Here is a 17,104-nt window from a genome sequence, read left to right on the forward strand (position 1 = left end):
CCCGGTACCGCGGTGCGGCCTACTCCGGGTCGGTCACCAGGATCGGCCCCTCGGGCTGCCACCAGCCCCAGCGGGTCTCGGTCCCGGTGGTCACCTCCGCGGGCGCCGGCGGGTCCTCCTGATAGGTGCCCAGCGGGGTGTACGCCTCGATCGAACCCCAGTCACGGTTCCAGTCGTGGCGCAGGTACGACGGGATCGTCCGGGCACGCTGGGCGGTCTCGATCCACCCGAGCGGCCCACCGGCCTCGTAGGACATCCACGTACTGGTGGCGCTCACGGCGAGCGGACGGTCGGGCAGGATCCGGAACTCCGGCAACTCCGCCACGCCCGCGTAGTGCTCGAACGGCCGCTGGCACGGGAACTGCAGGCTCACCGCCCAGTCGAGCAGGACGGGCGACTCCGACCCGACCATCTCCTGGACCGTCACGAGCTCGGGTGCGCGCGGCGGGGTGATGGCGGTCCACTGTTCGGGGGTGAGGTCGTTGTCGTCGACCCGTACCCGCATGACATCGGCGTCGGCGGGGGCGTCCTGCATGTCCACCCGCAGGTTGCGCCACGTCGGCGCGGGACCGATGTCGAACGGCACCACCGGCTCGCCCACCGTGTCGACCCCGGCGTCGCCGGACCGGCCGAACTCGACCACGACCTCCTGGCCGTACTCGTAGAGCCCGTCGGCGTCGTAGCGGCCGATCCGGCCGGCCGCCGAGATCACCAGGAGCGGGTGTGACTCGCGGTTCTCGGGCAGGCGGTACCAGCCGGTCTCCAGGCTCGCCTCACGCTGCGGGCCCACGAAGAACGACCCGAGGACCGGGGTGGTGGCGGGGTCGAGCCCGAACGGCAGGGCCACCGTGGACTCGTTCACGCCCTCCGCCCCGCGGCCGCCGGCCGTGCCGGCGCTCTCCCCGGTGCTTACCGACGGGCCGCCGCCGGGCTCGGAGGTGGTGTTGGCGGCGCCGGGGTCGGCCACCACCGCGTCGGCCGACAGGTCCGGGGCGACACCGTCCGGGGTGAACGCGGTGTTCTCCCCGGCCTCGATGGCGGCGGCCCGGTCCCGCGGGTCGATCGACCCGTCGGGCAGGGGGGTGGCGTCGAGCGGGTCCAGCATGCCGGCGTTCGCGTCGGGCTCGACCAGGACGCGGTCGGCGAGCATGCAGGGGTTGCCTGCGAGCGCGGACACGTTCCCGGCGGCGATGGTGTAGGCCGGGTACTGCTTGTGGATCCCCTTGGCGAACGAGGCGAACGAGAAGACCACCAGCAGTCCCGCGACCACCGCGATGGGGGCGGCGGCGAAGGTCCGCACCCGGCGACGACCCGCCGAGGTGCGGGGCGCGTGCTCACCGGTGTAGTCACGGCGGAGGTGCTGCCAGCCGGCGAAGGCGAACGTGAGCACGGCCAGGGCGAGCAGCACGGTGGCGGCGTCGATGCCGCGGACGCTGGGTGCCTTGTCCCACCACGGGATGCCGTAACTGGAGACGTACCACCAACCGTTGGGGCCTGCGAAGGCGAGCGCGACCACCACGAGGATGACGCCCAGGAACAACGTGCGGTTGCGGGCCGTCCGGACGGCGGACGCGGAGATCGCGAGGGCGCCCAACGCGGCGATCGCCCCGCCGATGCCGGCGTACACACCGAAGTGGTGGGTCCACTTGGTGGGCGAGAACATCATGAAGAAGGCGGTGCCCACGACCACGCCGACCAGGCGCCAGACCGGTCCCGAGGCTGCGCCGGGCACCCTGCCGCGGCGCAGCATGGTGCCGATCACCAGCGCCAGGCACAGCAGCACGAGCAGGACCGGCAGGCGGCGGGCGAGGGACCCGTCCACCGTGGGGATCATCAGGTAGTAGTAGCGGACGAATTCCTCGAACCAGTTGAGGTTGGGGCCGATCTCGCCGCGGACGCGGATGGCCTCGAGGACGGCGGCGAGGTTCTGGACGCCGAAGACGACGATGAGCACCATGGTGCCGGAGGCCAGCACCGGGGCGATCAGGGCGAGGTACGAGCCGATCCGGCGGCCGCGCACGACCACGGTGCGGACGACCGCCCGCAGCCCCATGATGAGGGCGGCGACGGCCATGAGGCCGGTGGGGCCGGTGGCCAGTGAGAACGAGGCGATGATCACCGCGATCGCGAACGGGAGCATCCGGCGCGTGGCTATCGCCCGTTCGACGGAGACCCAGGTGAGCAGGGCCCCCAGCGCGATGACGGGCTCGGGCCGCAGGCCGTTGTTGAACGCCATCCAGAACGCGAGGAACACGGCGGCGGCGCTCCAGAGCACCACCGGGGTGGTGCGGGCGGCCCGGCCGAGGCGGGGCAGCACCTCGCGGCTGATGACCAGCCAGCAGAGGATGGCCGCGACGAGCGCGGGCAGGCGCATCCACGGGCTGGCGGTGGAGACCTGTGCGAACAGCGTGAGCAGGTCGTAGTAGGGAGAACCGAAGGGCGACTCGGGGACCCCGTACCAGCGGTAGTAGTTGGCCATGTACCCGGCCGGGTCGGCGGCGCGGGCCATCGTGAGGATGTAGCCGTCGTCGGAGGTGTTGCCGCCGATGAAGTGCCAGATGCCGAGTGTGCCGATCACGACCACGTCGGGCGGCCGGATCTTGAACCAGCCGCGCGGCAGGAAGCGGCGGGCGCGCCGGCCGTCGGTCTGGTCGAGTGCGTGCAGGGCCCACAGGGCGACCGCGGTGGCCAGCAGGCCGATCACGATGGCGGCCCACTTGAGGGCGGTGGGGTCGGTGGTGAACCGGGAGTCGACCTCCACGGTGGCGCCGAGACCGTCGGGCACGGCTGTGTCCGAGGGCAGGTCGGTGTAGACGCCCACCACCATCGGGCGCAGGTCCTCGGCGTCCACCCTGCGGGTGGCCGCGGGATCGTCCATCCCCTCGAACGCCGCCTCCACGTAGGTGGGGGCCGCGACCACGCTGAGCCGGGTGCAGTCGCCGGCCTCCACGCGGTCTCGCGGTGCGGAGACGATCACCCGGTTGCGCGAGATCACGTCGACCGTCTCGGCGGAGGCGCGCACGAACAGTGCGCGGTCGCCGGCCTCCTCGCCGCCGGCGGGCGCGGTGGCCAGCAGGATGCCCCCGTCCTCCGGGAGATCCGCGACCAGGGTGCACGGTGCGGTGGCGGTGAACCGCTGCGGCGAGTGCGCCATGAGCGGGGCCGTGACCGAGTCGACGGACCCGTTCTGCGGCCACTGCACGGTCGAGGTCGTCTGCTCGACCGGCAGGAACGGCAGGGAGAGGAAGCACAGGGTCCCCAGGAGCCCGCTGACTATCGAGATGAGACGGAGTCGCTTGACGCGGGAGTCGGCGGCGACCGAGCCGGCCACCGGGCCGGTGGCCGGGGCGGTTTCCGGGGACGGGGCCGGCGAGGAGTCTGACACGACGACCGATTCTAGGCGACGATCACTTCATCGGACCCGGCGTGGTCCAGCCCCACCGCAACTCGCTGCCGCGGACCAGTTCGGCCGGACTCGCCTGCGGGTCCAGAGGTTCGAACCGCTGGAGCGAACCCCAGTCCCTCGACCAGTCGTGGTCGAGGTAGGTGGGGACCGTGATCGCCTCGACCGTCTGGGTGGTCCACAGCAGGGGTCCGCCGCCGCCGGCGCTCTGCCACCAGTTCGCGGCGGAGGAGGATTCCCGGTCGGCGAGGATGCGGTATCGGGGGATCTCCGCCACGCCACCGTTGTGCACGAACGGTCGCTGGCACGGGAACGCCAGTGCCACCACCCAGTCGACGAGCACCGGGTCGGTGTGGCCGACGACCTCGTCGAGGGTGCGCAGGCGCGGGTTCCGTGGTGGGGTCACAGCGAGCCACTGGTCGGGATCGAGGTTGCCGTCGGTGGCGACCACGCGGACGACCTCGGCCTCGGCGGGGATCGACTCGAGCGGGATGCGCAGGTTGCGCCAGGCGGGGGCCGGCCCGATGTCGATGGGGGACATGGACCCCATGACCTCGAAATCGGTGGGTCCGGCGGGGCCGACCCGGCCGGGGCGCCCGTACTCGATCCGCAGGTCGCCGCTCCCGATCCGGCCGGCGGCGGCCATGACGAGTAGCGGCCGGTTGGGGCTGCGGGCGGGCAGTTGGTACCAGGCGCTGGTGAGTTCGGCGGCGACCTGCGGCCCGCGCCGGTACGAGCCGAGGACGGGCGTGGTGTCCGGGTCGAGGCCGAAGGGCAGGGCCACGGTGGAGCCGTTGACGGTCACGGCGCCGCGGCCACCGGTGGTGCCGGCGTCCACGCCGTCGCCGGGGTCGCGCTCGCCGGTCTCGGACGTCGCCAGAGAGCCGGAGGCCTCGGTGCTGTCGACGGTGATGGAGTCCGGCAGACCGTTGGGGGCGAAGCCGTTGACCACGCCGGCTCCGAGGGAGATCTCCGGCCCGGCCCCGATGGCGCCGAGCAGGCCGTCGTTGGAGTCCTCCTCGACCAGCACCGAGTCGGCCAGTGCGCAGGGTTCGCCGGCCAGGGCGCGCATGTTGCCGCGCCCGACCGTGTAGGCCGGGGTCTGGGCGAACACGGCGATGACCGCGGAGGACAGTTCGAAGATCACCACGGAGAACGCGACGACCGTCAGCGGGGCGCCGCCGATCCCGGCGCGCCGGCGCGGGCGGGCCGTGTCCCCGGAGCCGCCGTCCCGCCGTCGCGACGCGGGGGTGTCGGCGTGCGTGCGCAGGAAGGGCACCGCCTGTCTGATGCGGACGCGGAGGGCGGCGCCGGGGTCGTCGGGCAGGATCCCCGAGTGGATGAGCCCGGCGATGAGCAGGCACACGAAGCCGCCGACGAACGCGACGTACTGGATCTGCACCCCGCCGATCGCGGGGAAGGAATCGGAGAAGGGGATGCCGTAGTCGGAGACGTACCACCAGGTGTTGTCGGTGGCGGTGGAGAGTCCGACGACGAGGCACAGCGCCGCCCACACCAGCCAGCGGTTCCGGCTCAGCGACACCGTCGAGGAGCGCAGCGCGATCACGGCCAGCACCGCCAGCGCCCCCGCCAGTCCGGCGAACACCCCGAAGTGGTGGGTCCACTTGGTGGGCGTGAACACCAGGAACAGCAACGATCCCGCGATCACGCCGATCAGCCGGCGGGACGGCCCCGCGGCGGCGCCGGGGATCCGCCCACGCCGCAGCATCACGGCCGAGACGAGCACGAGGCACATGAGCATGAGCAGGACGGGGAAGCGCCGGGCGACCCCGCCGTCGGCGGAGACCCCGAACAGTGCCTCCCAGCGTTCCTTCTCCCCGTACCAGGGCAGACTCGGACCGAGCTCGGTGCGGATGCGGGTGGCCTCGAGGACCGCGGCCAGGGTCTGGTCGGCGAACACGGTGTAGAGCAGTGCGAGGCCCACCGCCAGCACGGGTCCGAGGATCGCCGCCCATCCGACCACCTGCGCGCGGCGGCGCACCATGCGGACGAACTCGCGTGCGCCGGCGGCCAGCGCCGCCACGCACATCAGCCCGGTCGGGCCGGCACCGAGGGAGAACGCGGCCACACCGATCGCCGCGACGCCCGGCACGAGGCGGCGGGTGGCGATGGACCGCTCCACCAGCGACCAGGTGAGCAGGGCGCCCAGCGCGATCACGGGCTCGGGCCGCAGCCCGTTGTTGAACGCCATCCAGAACGCGAGGAACAGGGCGGCCCCCGTCCAGCGCGGGCCGCGCCAGGTGCGCGCGAGTCGACCCAACCGGGGCACGACCTCCCGACTGATGATGAGCCACGCGAGGATGCCGCACACCAGGGTGGGCAGGCGCATCCAGGGACTGGCCGTGGACACCTCGGCGAACACCCGCAGGATCTCGTAGTACCACCCCACCGGGGACTCGGGGGAGCCGAGCCAGCGGTAGTAGTTGGCCATGTATCCGCTGGGCCCGGCGGAGCGGGCCATGGTCAGCAGGTAGCCGTCGTCGGAGGTGTTGGCGCCCACGAGGTGCCAGAAACCCAGGACGCCGATCACCACGCCGTCGACCCCGGACAGTCGCGACCAGGACCGGGGCACGAACCGTCGACCCGAGCGGCCGTCGATGCCGTCGAGGCGGTGCAGGAACACCACGGACGCGAGGGTGGCAAGGACGCCGATCACCATCAGCACCAGCTTGAGCAGCGTGGGGCTGGACGAGTAGCGGGAGTCGACGGTCACCTCCACCGTCGACTCACCGAGCCCGTCGGGTGCGGTCGCGGCCGTGAGGTCGGTGAAGACGCCGGTGACCTGCGGCCGCATGCTTCCGGGCACGGCGGCGCGCACGGCGTCGTCGGCGTCGTCGGGGGCCCGTTCGAGGCCGGTGAACTCGGCGGTGAGGATCCCGGTCTCGGCGCGCACGTGCAGCGTCTCGCACGCGGGGTCGCGCAGGGTCGACAACGGCACGGACAGCAGCGTGATGTTGCGGACCGCGACCTCGATGACGGGATCGCCCGCGGCGTCCCGGACGCGTTGGACGACCAGCCCTTCAGAGATCCGCCCGGGGGCGTCCTGCGGGAGGGTCGAGAACACGATCGTGTTCTCCGGAACCTGTGCCAGCGGCGCGCAGGGGGCGGTGATCGTCAGGTCGAGCGGCCGCCCGGAGACCAGGGGCGCGGTGACCGGGGCGTAGTCGGGCCCGGCCGTCCACTGCACACGGGTGGTGTCCTGGTTGACCGGCAGTATCCCGGCGAGGACGGCGAGGAACGCACCGAGGAACCCGGCGATGATCGCCCACCGGCGGTGGCGGTCCATTCCGGGATAGGGGTGCAGTCCGAGGGGACGCTCGCGGTCGGTGTCGCGCACCTCGTCGTCGTCACCCCCTGGCACGGTCCCTGCTCCCGGGTCGTCACCGGACCCGCGGCCGTCACCCGCTCCCCGCGTCGTCACCACGTGATCACCGCACCACGATCACGGCGAACGGGCCCACGTCGTGGACCTCGAAGTGGGGGCCCTCGACGGCCTCGGCGGGGATGGTGACGCCGAATCGTCGCACGTTGGGGTCGTTGGGGTAGGTGTCCTCGGCCAGGCGCAGTGCGTATCCGTCGCCCGACCGGCGGGTGACGATCGCGTCGGGGCCGCGCCACGGGGTCTCGTCCATCATGGCGCGCAGCTCGGCGCCGCTGGTGGCGTCCTCCCACCGGAGCATGGCCTCGTTGCGGTCGGCGTACCGCCCCAGGGGGTTGGCGTAGTGGGAGGTGACGGCCTGGTAGGCCAGGTACGGGTGGTAGGCGAGGAAGGCATCGGCGGTGCTGACGACGACGATGTCGGTCCGCCTGCGGCCGGGGAACGCCTCCCGGATGGTCTCGTCGACCTCGGCGTAGTGGGACTCGGGCCCGGGCGGGTAGCGGTCCGCCCGCTCTCCGTGACCGTCGGTGTCGGTGTAGGCCAGCCGGATCTCCTCGTGCAGGTGATCGGGGATGCCCTGAGCGTGGGCGAGTGCGGCCAGGGAGGCCACGACCCCCACCACCGCGGTGGCCCGGCGACGCCGGTCGGCCGCCTCCGCAGCGGGCCGGTCGGTGCCGTTCTGGCGCCCGGCGAGGCGCACCGCGAGGCCGGCGACATCGGTGATCGCGAAGACGCCCGCCACCACGAGCAGGCCGATGAGCACCGGTTCGAGGCGGAAACCGAGCATGGTGGTGCCCAGGACGGTGATCGCCATCGAGGCCAGGCACCACAGGTAGACGGCCACCACGCCCAGGCCCAGCGCCTGAGCGCGGCGCGAGGTCCACGCTCGGGCGACGATCCAGACCAGACCGGCCAGACACACCCAGCCCGTGAGGCCGCCGGCGGTCATGGGCAGCGGCAGTCGGGCGCCGGCGTCGGGCAGGTAGTGCATCGCCGTCCCGGAGTCGGCCGGGGTTCCGCGCAGGGCGGCGAGCAGATAGGGCGCCCACACGATGAGCGCGATCGCGATGGAGCCGAACCCGATCGCCGCGAGCCGGACCGCGGGCAGCCAGAGCGGGAGGGGTTCACGGGCGGGATGTTTCCTGTCGGCGCGGTCGGTCCCACGGTCCTCCGCACGGTCGGCGCGGCGGCCGGCGAACACGGCGGTGACGGTCGCGACCAGCGCCATGAGCACGACGGTGCCCGCCGCCAGGCCCGTGTAGAGCGTGTACATGCTGGCCGAGACGCCCAGGAACAGGGTGGTGGCCAGGGCCGCACCGCGACCGGCGTGCCGCGCCGTGGGGTTGACGGCGTGCCACGCGAGGATGAGCACAGGCGGGAGGAACAGCGCCACGATCGCGCCGTAGGGCTCGGGGCTGCCGTAGGCGAGCATGATCGAGGTCGACGCCAGTCCCACCGCCGCCCCGAGGTCGGTGCGCAACAGGCGGGTCCACAGCACGGTGACCAGCGCGGCGGCGATCGCGAGCGAGAGGATGGACCACGGCTTGTACGCCGCCCAGCCCTCGAGGCCGACGAGGTTGGCGAACCGCCCGCCCAGCCAGAACCAGCCGGACGGATAGAACGAGGGCAGGTCGGCGTACGCCATGTCGGGCAGGCCGAGCGAGGTCGCCGAGCGACCGAGGAACTGGGTGCGGAACTCCTGGTCCACGCTCACGCCGTGCAGGTACAACCGCGATGCGGCGAGCGGGATCCCCAGTGTGGCGGCGACCAGCAACGCGGAGCCGGTGGGGGCCGCGAGCTTACCCAGACGGACCAGCGCGGACCGACCGCCCGGCTGCTCGCCGGCGCGTGCGGACAGTATCCCCAGCACCACCAGCGCGATGGCGGCGACCTGACCGACGACCGTCAGCGCCCGCAGGACGTTGGAGTTGCCGTAGGCGGGGAAGGAGACGAGGGAGAACCCGGCGAGGACGACCGCGGTGACGACGGCGGCCAGCAGCGTCGCCGCGCCGGCCAGGCCGAGCCCCCGGAGCGCCACCGGCATCCCTAGAAGGGGAGCTTGCGGAAGATGGGGCGGGGGACGTGCGTGAGCACGGCCATGACCCCGCCGAACGCGGCAGGTGCGAAGACCGCGCCCTTACCGGCTCCGGCGTTCTTCACCGCGATGCGGGCGACCTCGTCCTTGTTGATCGTCAGCGGCGCCTCCTTGACGTGCGCCGACATGCGCGTGCGGACCTGGCCGGGCCGGATGACCAGGACGTCCACCCCGTGCTCGGCCAGCGCGTACCCGAGGCCGGTGTAGAAGGAGTCCAGACCCGCCTTGGTGGAGCCGTAGACGAAGTTGGAGCGGCGGGCGCGGAGACCCGCGGCCGAACTCATGGCGATGATCCGGCCGTACCCCTGCGACTTCATCCGCTCGGCGAGCAGCACGCCCACCGAGACCGCGCCGGTGTAGTTGATCTGGGCGATCTGGACGGCCTTGCGCTGGTCGGACCAGAGTTCTTCGTTCTCGCCCAGCAGGCCGAACGCGACGATCGCCACGTCCACGTCCCCACCGGCGAAGATCTGCTCGAACGCGGCCGGGTGGGACTCGGTGGCGGCGGCGTCGAAGTCGACCACCTCCACCGCGCTCGCACCGGCGGCGGTCATCTCCGCGCGCGCGTCGTCGACCCCCGGGTCTCCGGGCAGGCAGGCGAGGATCACGCGCATCGGGCCCTGCTGGAGGTACTCGGCGCAGATGGCCAGGCCGATCTCGGAGGTACCACCGAGGAGGAGCAGGGTCTGGGGGACGCCGACGGCATTGATCATGGGCAGGAGTCTACCGAGGGGGTCCGACGCTGCTGCGCCCCTCACGGGTGGCGGGTGGATCGGGACGGGCGCGAGGCGGTGTGCGCCGCTGCGCGGTGGCCCGGTCCGGCCGGCCCCCGGCCGCCCGGATCAGATGAATCGAGGTCGTCCGGGCCCGGCTCGGCGCGGTGCGCGTGGCCGTGGGCGTACCGAGGTGGGTGACGGGGCCGGTCTGCTCGGGGACCGTTCCCACACCGCCGAGGGCGGGGTGGTCACGATCAGGGCGACTGCGGCGACAGCGGCGCGGAGGATCATGGCGGGCTCCATTTCGGACGCCTCGGTAGACGCTCGTGGTCCGAGGACATCCTCCAGTGTGACGCCGGGCCGGGGTCGTGTGTAGCCCCCGCCGGAGGTCCCCCGGCGGAGGCGCGTCGCGGCCGTGGAGCCGGGCGGCGGCGGCGGGGAGGCCCCGCCCCGGTCGACCGTCAGATCAGCTCGAGGCGACGCCCCATGTCGGAGACGAACACGCCGTTCGGGTCGATCCCCCGGCGGGTGGCGATCCACGAATCGATCCGGGGGTACATCGCGTGGAAGCGCTCGGCCGGGACGCGGGAGTCCTTGGCCGTGTACAGGCGGCCGCCCATGGACATGACCTTGGCGTCGAGTTCGTTGACGAACGTGTTGAGACGGCTGTTGATCGGGAAGTCCACGCAGACGTTCCATCCCTCCATGGGGAAGGACAGCGGTGCCTGGTTTCCCGGCCCGAAGAGCTTGAAGACGTTGAGGAACGAGTAGTGTCCCGAGCGCTGGATGTCGCCGATGATCTCCTTGAAACCCTCGACCTCGCCGGGCGGGACGATGAACTGGTACTGCAGGAATCCCTTGGACCCGTAGGCCCGGTTCCACTCGGAGAACAGGTCGAGCATGTGGTAGAACGCCGGCAGTGTCTTGATCTGGTTCCGGGACGTGACCCCGAGCCGGTAGTACACCTCGCCGATGGGGCCGAAGGTGTACTTGTTCGCGAGCCCGTTGGGAAAGACGTCCGGGAAGGTGATGAGCGGCTTGGCGTCCATCGCCAGGGGATTCTTCGCCAGCTTGGGCGCGTATTCCTCGAGCTCGGCGAGGGTGGCCAGGGACCCGCGGGACACGGCGGCCCGGCCGAGCTTGGGGGGCGCGCTGATGGCGTCGAACCAGGCCGAGGAGTAGGTGTACTTCGACTCGGAACCGTCGGTGTGCAGGGCGATCGTCTCGTCGAGCGACCCGGTCTGATCGGTATCGGCCAGGAAGAAGGCGGTCTCGGTACGGGTCATGGCGATCCACACCTTGAGGATCACGCCGGTCAGGCCGTTGCCGCCGACCGTGGCCCAGAACAGGGTGCCCTCCGGGTCGTCGGCGGTACCGCTCGGCTCCAGGGTCAGCACCCGGCCGTCGGCGACGAGCAGTTCCATGCGGGTGACGTGGTTGCCGAACGAGCCGGCCGAATGGTGGTTCTTACCGTGGATGTCATGACCGATCGCTCCGCCGACGGTGACCTGCCGGGTGCCCGGCAGCACCGGAACCCACAGGCCGAACGGTAGGGCCGCGCGCATGAGCTGGTCGAGGTTCACGCCCGCGTCCACCACGGCCAGCGCCTTCTCGGCGTTGAGCTCGTGGATGCGGTTGAAGTGGCTCATGTCCAGCACGAGACCACCGGAGTTCTGGGCGCTGTCGCCGTAGGAGCGACCGAGCCCGCGGGCCACCACACCGCGTCGCAGGTGGGCGGGGCTCGACGCGTTGGCGTCGTTGACCGCCGCCACGGCCGCCGATATCTCCTCCACGGACCGTGGGGTGAGCACGTGGCTCATCGCGGGGGAGGTGCGCCCCCAGCCGGTGAGGCGCTTGAGTTCGGTGTCCAGGGAGACGGTGGTGGTGGAGGGCTGGCCGGGGAGGCTGTTCTGGGCGGTGCTCACAGCGTCGAGGGTACCGCTCGACGGCCCCCGACCCACCCTGTGACGGCCCCGGCGTGACGCCCGCAACGCACTCGGCGCGCCGGACCACCGGTGACGCTATCGGCAGCCGGCGGTGAACGGGACCCCGCGGGCGCGGTCGTCGACCCAGTCGAGCGCCGGGCCCACCGCGGTGTAGGCGGCCAGGATGTGTTCGCCCGGAACGGGCGTGTACTCGACGTCGGCGCCGGCCGCGCACCACTCGTCGGCCAGCTGCCGGGCCGTCCATTCGGGGACGAACGGGTCTCCGGGACCCTGCGACGAGCCCGGGCCGGGCCCGATCGGGGCGGCGGCGTCCCCGTGCCACACCTGCACCGGGCCGGTCGGCACCTCGCGTGGGTCCGCGCCGTGGGCCGGGTCGGCGGTGCCCAGCCGGTTGCGGGCGAGCACCTCCGACACGGTCGGGTCGGTCCGCGGGTCGGTGTTGATCAGCGTCGCCAGCGGGACGGGGAACAGCCCCGACGCGGTGTTGGCGGCGGCACATGAGTCGCGGAGCCCGTGGGCGGCGACGTCTCCGGCGTCACTGAGCAGTGTGTACAGCTCGGGGTACTCGCGGGCGATCCCCAACACGGCTGCCCGGTAGAGCCCGGAGGCGAGGTTGCCGTCCATCGTGTCGAACAATTCCGAGTAGTCGGCGGGGACACCGCCCACGGACGATCCCACGAGCACACCGGTCAACTCGGGCGCGTAGACGGGTTGCAGCTGGGCGGCCCAGCCGGTGGCGATACCGCCGCCGGAGTAGCCGACCTGGACGACCCGCGAGTCCCGGAACATCGGGCCGGCGCCACCGGGTGGGACGAAGGCGCGGGCCGCACGGATCCCGTCGAGGACGGCCCGGCCGTTGGCCCGTCCGGCCGCATAGGCGGCCTTGGGTCCCTGGAAGTCGGTCACGACCAGCCCGTACCCGCGGTCGGCGAGGATCTGCAGGAACGGTGGCATCTCGATGTTCAGCTCGTGCGGCAGCGTGTGCGACGGCATGCACGTCAGGCCGAGGGAATCGATGGTGACGTTGAACGACACGAGCGGTCGCGGACCCGGCCCGGTCCAGGGGGTGGCCGGCTCGATGATGGTGGAGACGATCTGCTGCGCTCGGTCGTGCGAGTCGAGACTCTGGACCAGCACCTGCCAGCCCCGGCCGAAGTTGCGGACGTTGTGCGGCGGGATCGTCACCGGCCTCGTGTCGAGGATCGTCCCGGGGGCGGTGGCGGGATCGACCTCGGGCGGTGCTGAGTACCAGGGATCCGGTGACGGGCTGGGCAGATACCGCTCCGGCGTGCGCTCGTGCGGGGGCGCCGGTCGGAACGCCGCCAGCGGATCGGGCAGCGCCGCGGGCGAGGACCCGGGCGCCGGCGCCGGCATCGCGGCGGTGGACGGGACCCCGGCCACCACGCAGGCCAGGGACACGATTGCCGCGGCGACTGCGCGGGCGGGACGGAGGGGACGCCGCGACCTCATGCGCGTACGGTATCGCGCCCCTCGGACATGGCCACGGGACGGTCGGCACATCGACTCCGTCAGACCCTCCCGATCGGGACGGGCCGGTCGTAGGCTCGCCCACGTGGGGTCGACGATGATCGAGATCGGGCCGGCGTTGGCGGTGGCCGTCGTCCTGTTCGTGGTGATCGGCGCCACGGCGGCGTGGCTGGGCGGCACGGGGCAGGAGTGGGAGATCCCGTGGACGTCGATCCGCGCGGCCGTCCAGCTCGTGGGGCTCTCTCTGATCATCGGGTACGTGGCCGACCGGCTGTGGCTGGTGGCGGCATTCGCGGTGGTGATGGCGTCCGTCGCCTCGTGGGCCGCGGCCCGGAGGCTGGCGCAGCGCAGCGCGCCTCAGGCCGGTGCGGCGCGGGTGACCGTGCGTGATGCGCTGTGGTGCGCGGTGGCGGTGGCTCTGCCGGCGGCGGTGATCGTCCTGGGACTGCTCGCGGCCGGGGTGGTCCGCCCCAACGGACTGTCGGTCATCCCGGTGGTGGGGATCCTCCTGGGCAACGCCATGGCGGTGGCGGGCCTGTCCGGTCGCCGGGCGCACGACGAACTCGCCACCCGTCACGGGGAGGTGGAGGCCGCGCTGTCGCTCGGCTTCACGGACATCCCCGCGCGGATGATGGTGTGCCGCGAGGCGGCGGCGACGTCCCTGCAGCCCTCGCTGGACCAGACGCGCACCATCGGGTTGGTCACGATCCCCGGGGCGTTCGTCGGGATGGTGCTCGGCGGTGCCCGTCCGTGGGAGGCCGGTGTGATGCAACTGTTCGTCTCGACCGGGATCCTCGCGTGTGGCGCGATAGCCCTGGTGGTGTCCACCCGGCTCGTGGCCGCCGACCGGTTGTAGCCGGGAAACGCCTCGCGCGCGACGCCCCCGTGCCGGCCGGTGGGCCGGACGATGGGCGCCGCGCGCGAGAGCGGTGCGGTGGGCTCGCGCTCAGGCTGAGCCGCGGGTGGCCGGCGTCGACAGGACGACCCGACCGGTGGGCGTGTACGACGGCGAGACCGGGCGACGGTTCGGCGTCCGCAGCGGCGATGACGGCGGGATGGCCCGGCCGGTCGGCGTGTACGAGAACGCGGTCGGCGCGTTGTTCATGGCGGGGTTTCGGTACTGCGACATGGGGATTCCTCCTGGTCGGGAAGCGAGCTGCACAGCCGCCACGTCCACTGGTGACGAGACGACGGGCGCTGCTCGGATGCGTTGGGTGGAGGCGACGACGGCTACCCGGGAATGGCGCGGACCTGGTGGTGTGGGCGCCGGGTGAGATGGGGTGGCCGGAACGGATCGCTCCCGCGGAATCGAACGCAGTCGGCGGATGTGCCGTTCCCGGTTCGACCAGAAGCGGGCTGGTGTGCCCGCAGTGGAGAAAGAATTGCACGTCGCAGACCTGACCGCAAGTGCGGTGACGCTGTGCCCTCGGCCGGCGATCTACCCTGGTCGCGTGACGACATCCAGCGGCGGACCCATCCACGGCAGCCCGGCGGACCCGCCGGAGGACTCCGTCCTCGACTCCCTGCGGGGCGCCGTGGACCCCCTCGAGGCCCGCCACGAGTCCGACCCGGCCCGCCCGACCGACCTGAAGACGCAGGTCGTCCGGTTCTTCCTGACCGGCGTGCTGTCGGCGATCGTCGACTACGGGCTCCTCCAGCTGCTCAGGGTCCTCGGCCTGGACTACGGCACGGCCAAGGCGCTGTCCTTCGTCGCCGGCACGCTCACCGCCTACTCCTTCAACCGCCGGTGGACGTTCCAGGCCGAGCCGTCGCGCGCCCGGTTCGTCGCAACGATGGGCCTCTACGCGCTGATGTTCGGCGTGCAGTGGGGCCTGTTCATGGTGCTGACACCGTGGTTCCTCGGTATGGACTGGAGCCCGTTCTGGGCCACGACCGTGGCCTACGTCATCGCCCAGGGCGTCGCCACGGTTACCAACTTCATCGTCCAACGGACCGTGATCTTCCGGGTGCGCTGAGCACCGTGACGGTCGCGCTCGTCCTGCTCGCCGCGGTGGCGCTGGTGGTGGTGCCGGGGGCGGTGGTCTGCCTGGCCGCCGGCACCCGGTGGCGGGACGCGGTGGCGGCCGGGCCGGCGCTGACGCTCGCGGTGGTGGCGGTCGGCAGCGCGGTCACCGCCGCCGTGGACCTGCGCTGGGGCGTCGTCTCGGCCGGGGTGACGGCGCTCGCCGCGCTGGTCTGCGCCGTCGTCGTGGGTATCGCGTCCCGGGTCACCGACCGGGGGACGTGGCGGCGTGGCGAGGGGGAGTACGACGACGAACCCCGCCGCGGCGGGCCGGGCCCGGGGGTGGCGGACCTCGTCGTCGTCGTCCTCGCGGTGATCCCGGTCGCCCACATCCTCGTCGCCACCCGCGGTCTCACCGCCATTCCCCAGGGCTGGGACGCCATCTTCCACGGCGGCGCCACCCGGTTCATCGCCGAGACCGGGCGGGCCGGTCTGACCGACCTCGCGCCGGTGAGCCAGCCCGCCAACCCGCACTTCTTCTACCCGGACACCTATCACGCGTTCGCGTCGCTCCTGGTCGGGCTGCCCGGAGGCGGCCTGCCGGAGGCCCTGGGCGCCGTCTCCGCGGCGACCGGGGTGGTGTTCGTGCTGGGGGTCGCGGTCCTGGCGGCCCGCCTCTGCGGGGGGTCCCGACTCGCGGCGGTGGCGGCCGCGGCGGTCGCCGCGTCGGCGTGGACGTTCCCGTACCTCGCCCTGGCGCGCGGACCCGTACTGCCGTTCGCGCTGGGCGTCGCGGTGATCCCCGGACTGCTCCTGCTGGGTGAGCACCTCGCCGCCTGTCGGTCCCGGATGCCCGCGCACGCGCTGCTCCTGGGCGCCGGTATGGCCGGGGCGTGGTCGGTGCACCCGTCGGTGGCCCTGGCCGCGGCGATCCCGCTCGCCGCGCAGGCCCTCGCCGGGCTGGCCGCCGCTCCCGGCCTGCGCCCGCGGCTGGCGGTGCTGGGCGCGTTCGTCCTGGCCGCCGTGCCCGCGGGGGCGTACGTCGGGTGGTCGGTGAGCATGGTGTCGTCCGGGACCACCCAGTCGCTCGCCGGGTTCTCGTGGCCACGGGAGGTGGGTGTGGCGCGGGCGGTCGCCGCGGTGCTCGACCTCGGTCCCACGGCGGTGGCCTCGGTGGGCATGGCCGTGGCGGTGATCGTGGGACTGGCGACGGCGGTCGCCGACCCGCGGCGGCGTCGCCCGCTCGCCGCCCCCGTCGCCGCGCTCCTCGTCTACGGGACCCTGTACGTCCTGGCCGCGGCCGTCCGGGGCGACTGGGTGCGGACGTTCACCGGCTTCTGGTGGGACGACTTCTACCGGTTCGCGTCGCTGCTCGTCCTGCCCTCGGCGGTGCTGGCCGGGGCCGGCGTGCGGGCGCTGGTTCCGCGCGGGTCGCTGCGCCGGCCGGCGGCCCGGGTCGGCGTGGCCGTGGCGGCGGCGCTGGCCCTGCTCACCGCCTCCGGGCACGCGGTGATGGCGCGGGACCTGACCGCCTGGGGGTACGCCGACGGGCCCGCGGTCACGGCCGACGAGCGGCTCGTGCTGGACGCGCTGGGGGAGAGGTACGACGGCGGGGTGGCCCTGAACGACCCGTTCGACGGCACCGCCTGGGTCTACGCGCTCCACGGGGTGCCGGTGGTGTTCGGGGCGCCGCTCGCCGACGACCCGGTCGCGCAGGTCGGCGCCGACCGCATGACGCTGTACACCTCGGTCAACCGCTACGGTTTCGACCCGACCGTCACCCGCGAGATGCAACTCCGGGACGTGCGCTGGGTGATCGTCGGGACGGAGTCCGTGGGCGGGCCGGGCCGGCCGGGTGGGTTCATCGGGCTGCACCTCAACCCGAACCTGCGGCTGGTGGAGGCCACTCCGGGCGCCCGTCTGTACGAGGTCCTGCCGGTGCCCGCGGACCACCAGCCGCTGCCCCCGCCGCCCGGCATCCCCCCGGTGACGCCGCCGGGGCAGCCCCCGAACACCGGCTCACCGGTCGTCGAGGCGGCGCCCCCCGGCCCGGGGGCTAGCCTGGACGGCACCGCCTAACCGACTCCCAGGAG

At 72.9% G+C, this 17,104-nt stretch carries 10 protein-coding genes; 3 read left to right on the top strand and 7 right to left on the bottom strand.

What is annotated here, in order from left to right; genetic code table 11:
- Positions 1–19: 19 nt before the first annotated feature.
- The 6 genes from VZF99_RS01150 to VZF99_RS01175 all read right to left on the bottom strand — a co-directional run bounded on the left by VZF99_RS01150 (position 20) and on the right by VZF99_RS01175 (position 13,030).
- Positions 20–3,385 (bottom strand): arabinosyltransferase domain-containing protein, encoded by a 3,366-nt coding sequence (locus VZF99_RS01150; protein ID WP_407335487.1) that lies wholly within the window; start codon positions 3,383–3,385, stop codon positions 20–22.
- A gap of 22 nt (positions 3,386–3,407) precedes the next feature.
- Positions 3,408–6,785: an arabinosyltransferase domain-containing protein gene (locus tag VZF99_RS01155; protein WP_185951036.1), complete on the bottom strand. Its 3,378-nt coding sequence runs from the start codon at positions 6,783–6,785 to the stop codon at positions 3,408–3,410.
- A gap of 67 nt (positions 6,786–6,852) precedes the next feature.
- The gene (locus tag VZF99_RS01160) at positions 6,853–8,847 is read right to left on the bottom strand and encodes a galactan 5-O-arabinofuranosyltransferase (protein WP_407335488.1); all 1,995 of its coding nucleotides are present in this window, start codon (positions 8,845–8,847) and stop codon (positions 6,853–6,855) included.
- A gap of 2 nt (positions 8,848–8,849) precedes the next feature.
- Entirely contained in the window at positions 8,850–9,611 is a 762-nt protein-coding gene (locus tag VZF99_RS01165) for a decaprenylphospho-beta-D-erythro-pentofuranosid-2-ulose 2-reductase (RefSeq protein WP_067714791.1), read from the bottom strand.
- Between the two features lie 464 nt (positions 9,612–10,075).
- Positions 10,076–11,539, bottom strand: coding sequence for an FAD-binding oxidoreductase (locus VZF99_RS01170; RefSeq protein ID WP_120284984.1), 1,464 nt, complete (start codon positions 11,537–11,539; stop codon positions 10,076–10,078).
- Positions 11,540–11,635: 96 nt separating this feature from the next.
- Positions 11,636–13,030 (bottom strand): lipase family protein, encoded by a 1,395-nt coding sequence (locus VZF99_RS01175; protein ID WP_407335489.1) that lies wholly within the window; start codon positions 13,028–13,030, stop codon positions 11,636–11,638.
- A gap of 103 nt (positions 13,031–13,133) precedes the next feature.
- Here VZF99_RS01175 and VZF99_RS01180 point away from each other — a divergent pair, with 103 nt between their 5' ends.
- Positions 13,134–13,904 carry an ABC transporter permease gene (locus VZF99_RS01180; RefSeq protein WP_407335490.1) on the top strand — a complete coding sequence of 257 codons (771 nt, stop codon included), beginning with the start codon at positions 13,134–13,136 and terminating at the stop codon, positions 13,902–13,904.
- Positions 13,905–13,994: 90 nt separating this feature from the next.
- Here the strand turns inward: VZF99_RS01180 and VZF99_RS01185 are convergent, their stop codons facing one another.
- The gene (locus VZF99_RS01185) at positions 13,995–14,177 is read right to left on the bottom strand and encodes a hypothetical protein (protein WP_067714780.1); all 183 of its coding nucleotides are present in this window, start codon (positions 14,175–14,177) and stop codon (positions 13,995–13,997) included.
- Between the two features lie 322 nt (positions 14,178–14,499).
- Between VZF99_RS01185 and VZF99_RS01190 the strand changes: the two genes are divergently transcribed.
- Positions 14,500–15,024, top strand: coding sequence for a GtrA family protein (locus VZF99_RS01190; RefSeq protein ID WP_120284978.1), 525 nt, complete (start codon positions 14,500–14,502; stop codon positions 15,022–15,024).
- Positions 15,025–15,029: 5 nt separating this feature from the next.
- Positions 15,030–17,090 (top strand): DUF6541 family protein, encoded by a 2,061-nt coding sequence (locus VZF99_RS01195; protein ID WP_407335491.1) that lies wholly within the window; start codon positions 15,030–15,032, stop codon positions 17,088–17,090.
- Positions 17,091–17,104 lie beyond the last annotated feature (14 nt).

Origin of the sequence: Dietzia kunjamensis, from assembly GCF_045689975.1 — a bacterium.
GTDB lineage: Bacteria > Actinomycetota > Actinomycetes > Mycobacteriales > Mycobacteriaceae > Dietzia > Dietzia kunjamensis.

Bases quoted from the DNA above. Each gene is read 5' to 3' on its own strand.
- VZF99_RS01160 (WP_407335488.1), bottom strand. From the start codon at position 8,847: ATGCCGGTGGCGCTCCGGGGGCTCGGCCTGGCCGGCGCGGCGACGCTG.
- VZF99_RS01175 (WP_407335489.1), bottom strand. From the start codon at position 13,030: ATGAGGTCGCGGCGTCCCCTCCGTCCCGCCCGCGCAGTCGCCGCGGCA.
- VZF99_RS01165 (WP_067714791.1), bottom strand. From the start codon at position 9,611: ATGATCAATGCCGTCGGCGTCCCCCAGACCCTGCTCCTCCTCGGTGGT.
- VZF99_RS01185 (WP_067714780.1), bottom strand. From the start codon at position 14,177: ATGTCGCAGTACCGAAACCCCGCCATGAACAACGCGCCGACCGCGTTC.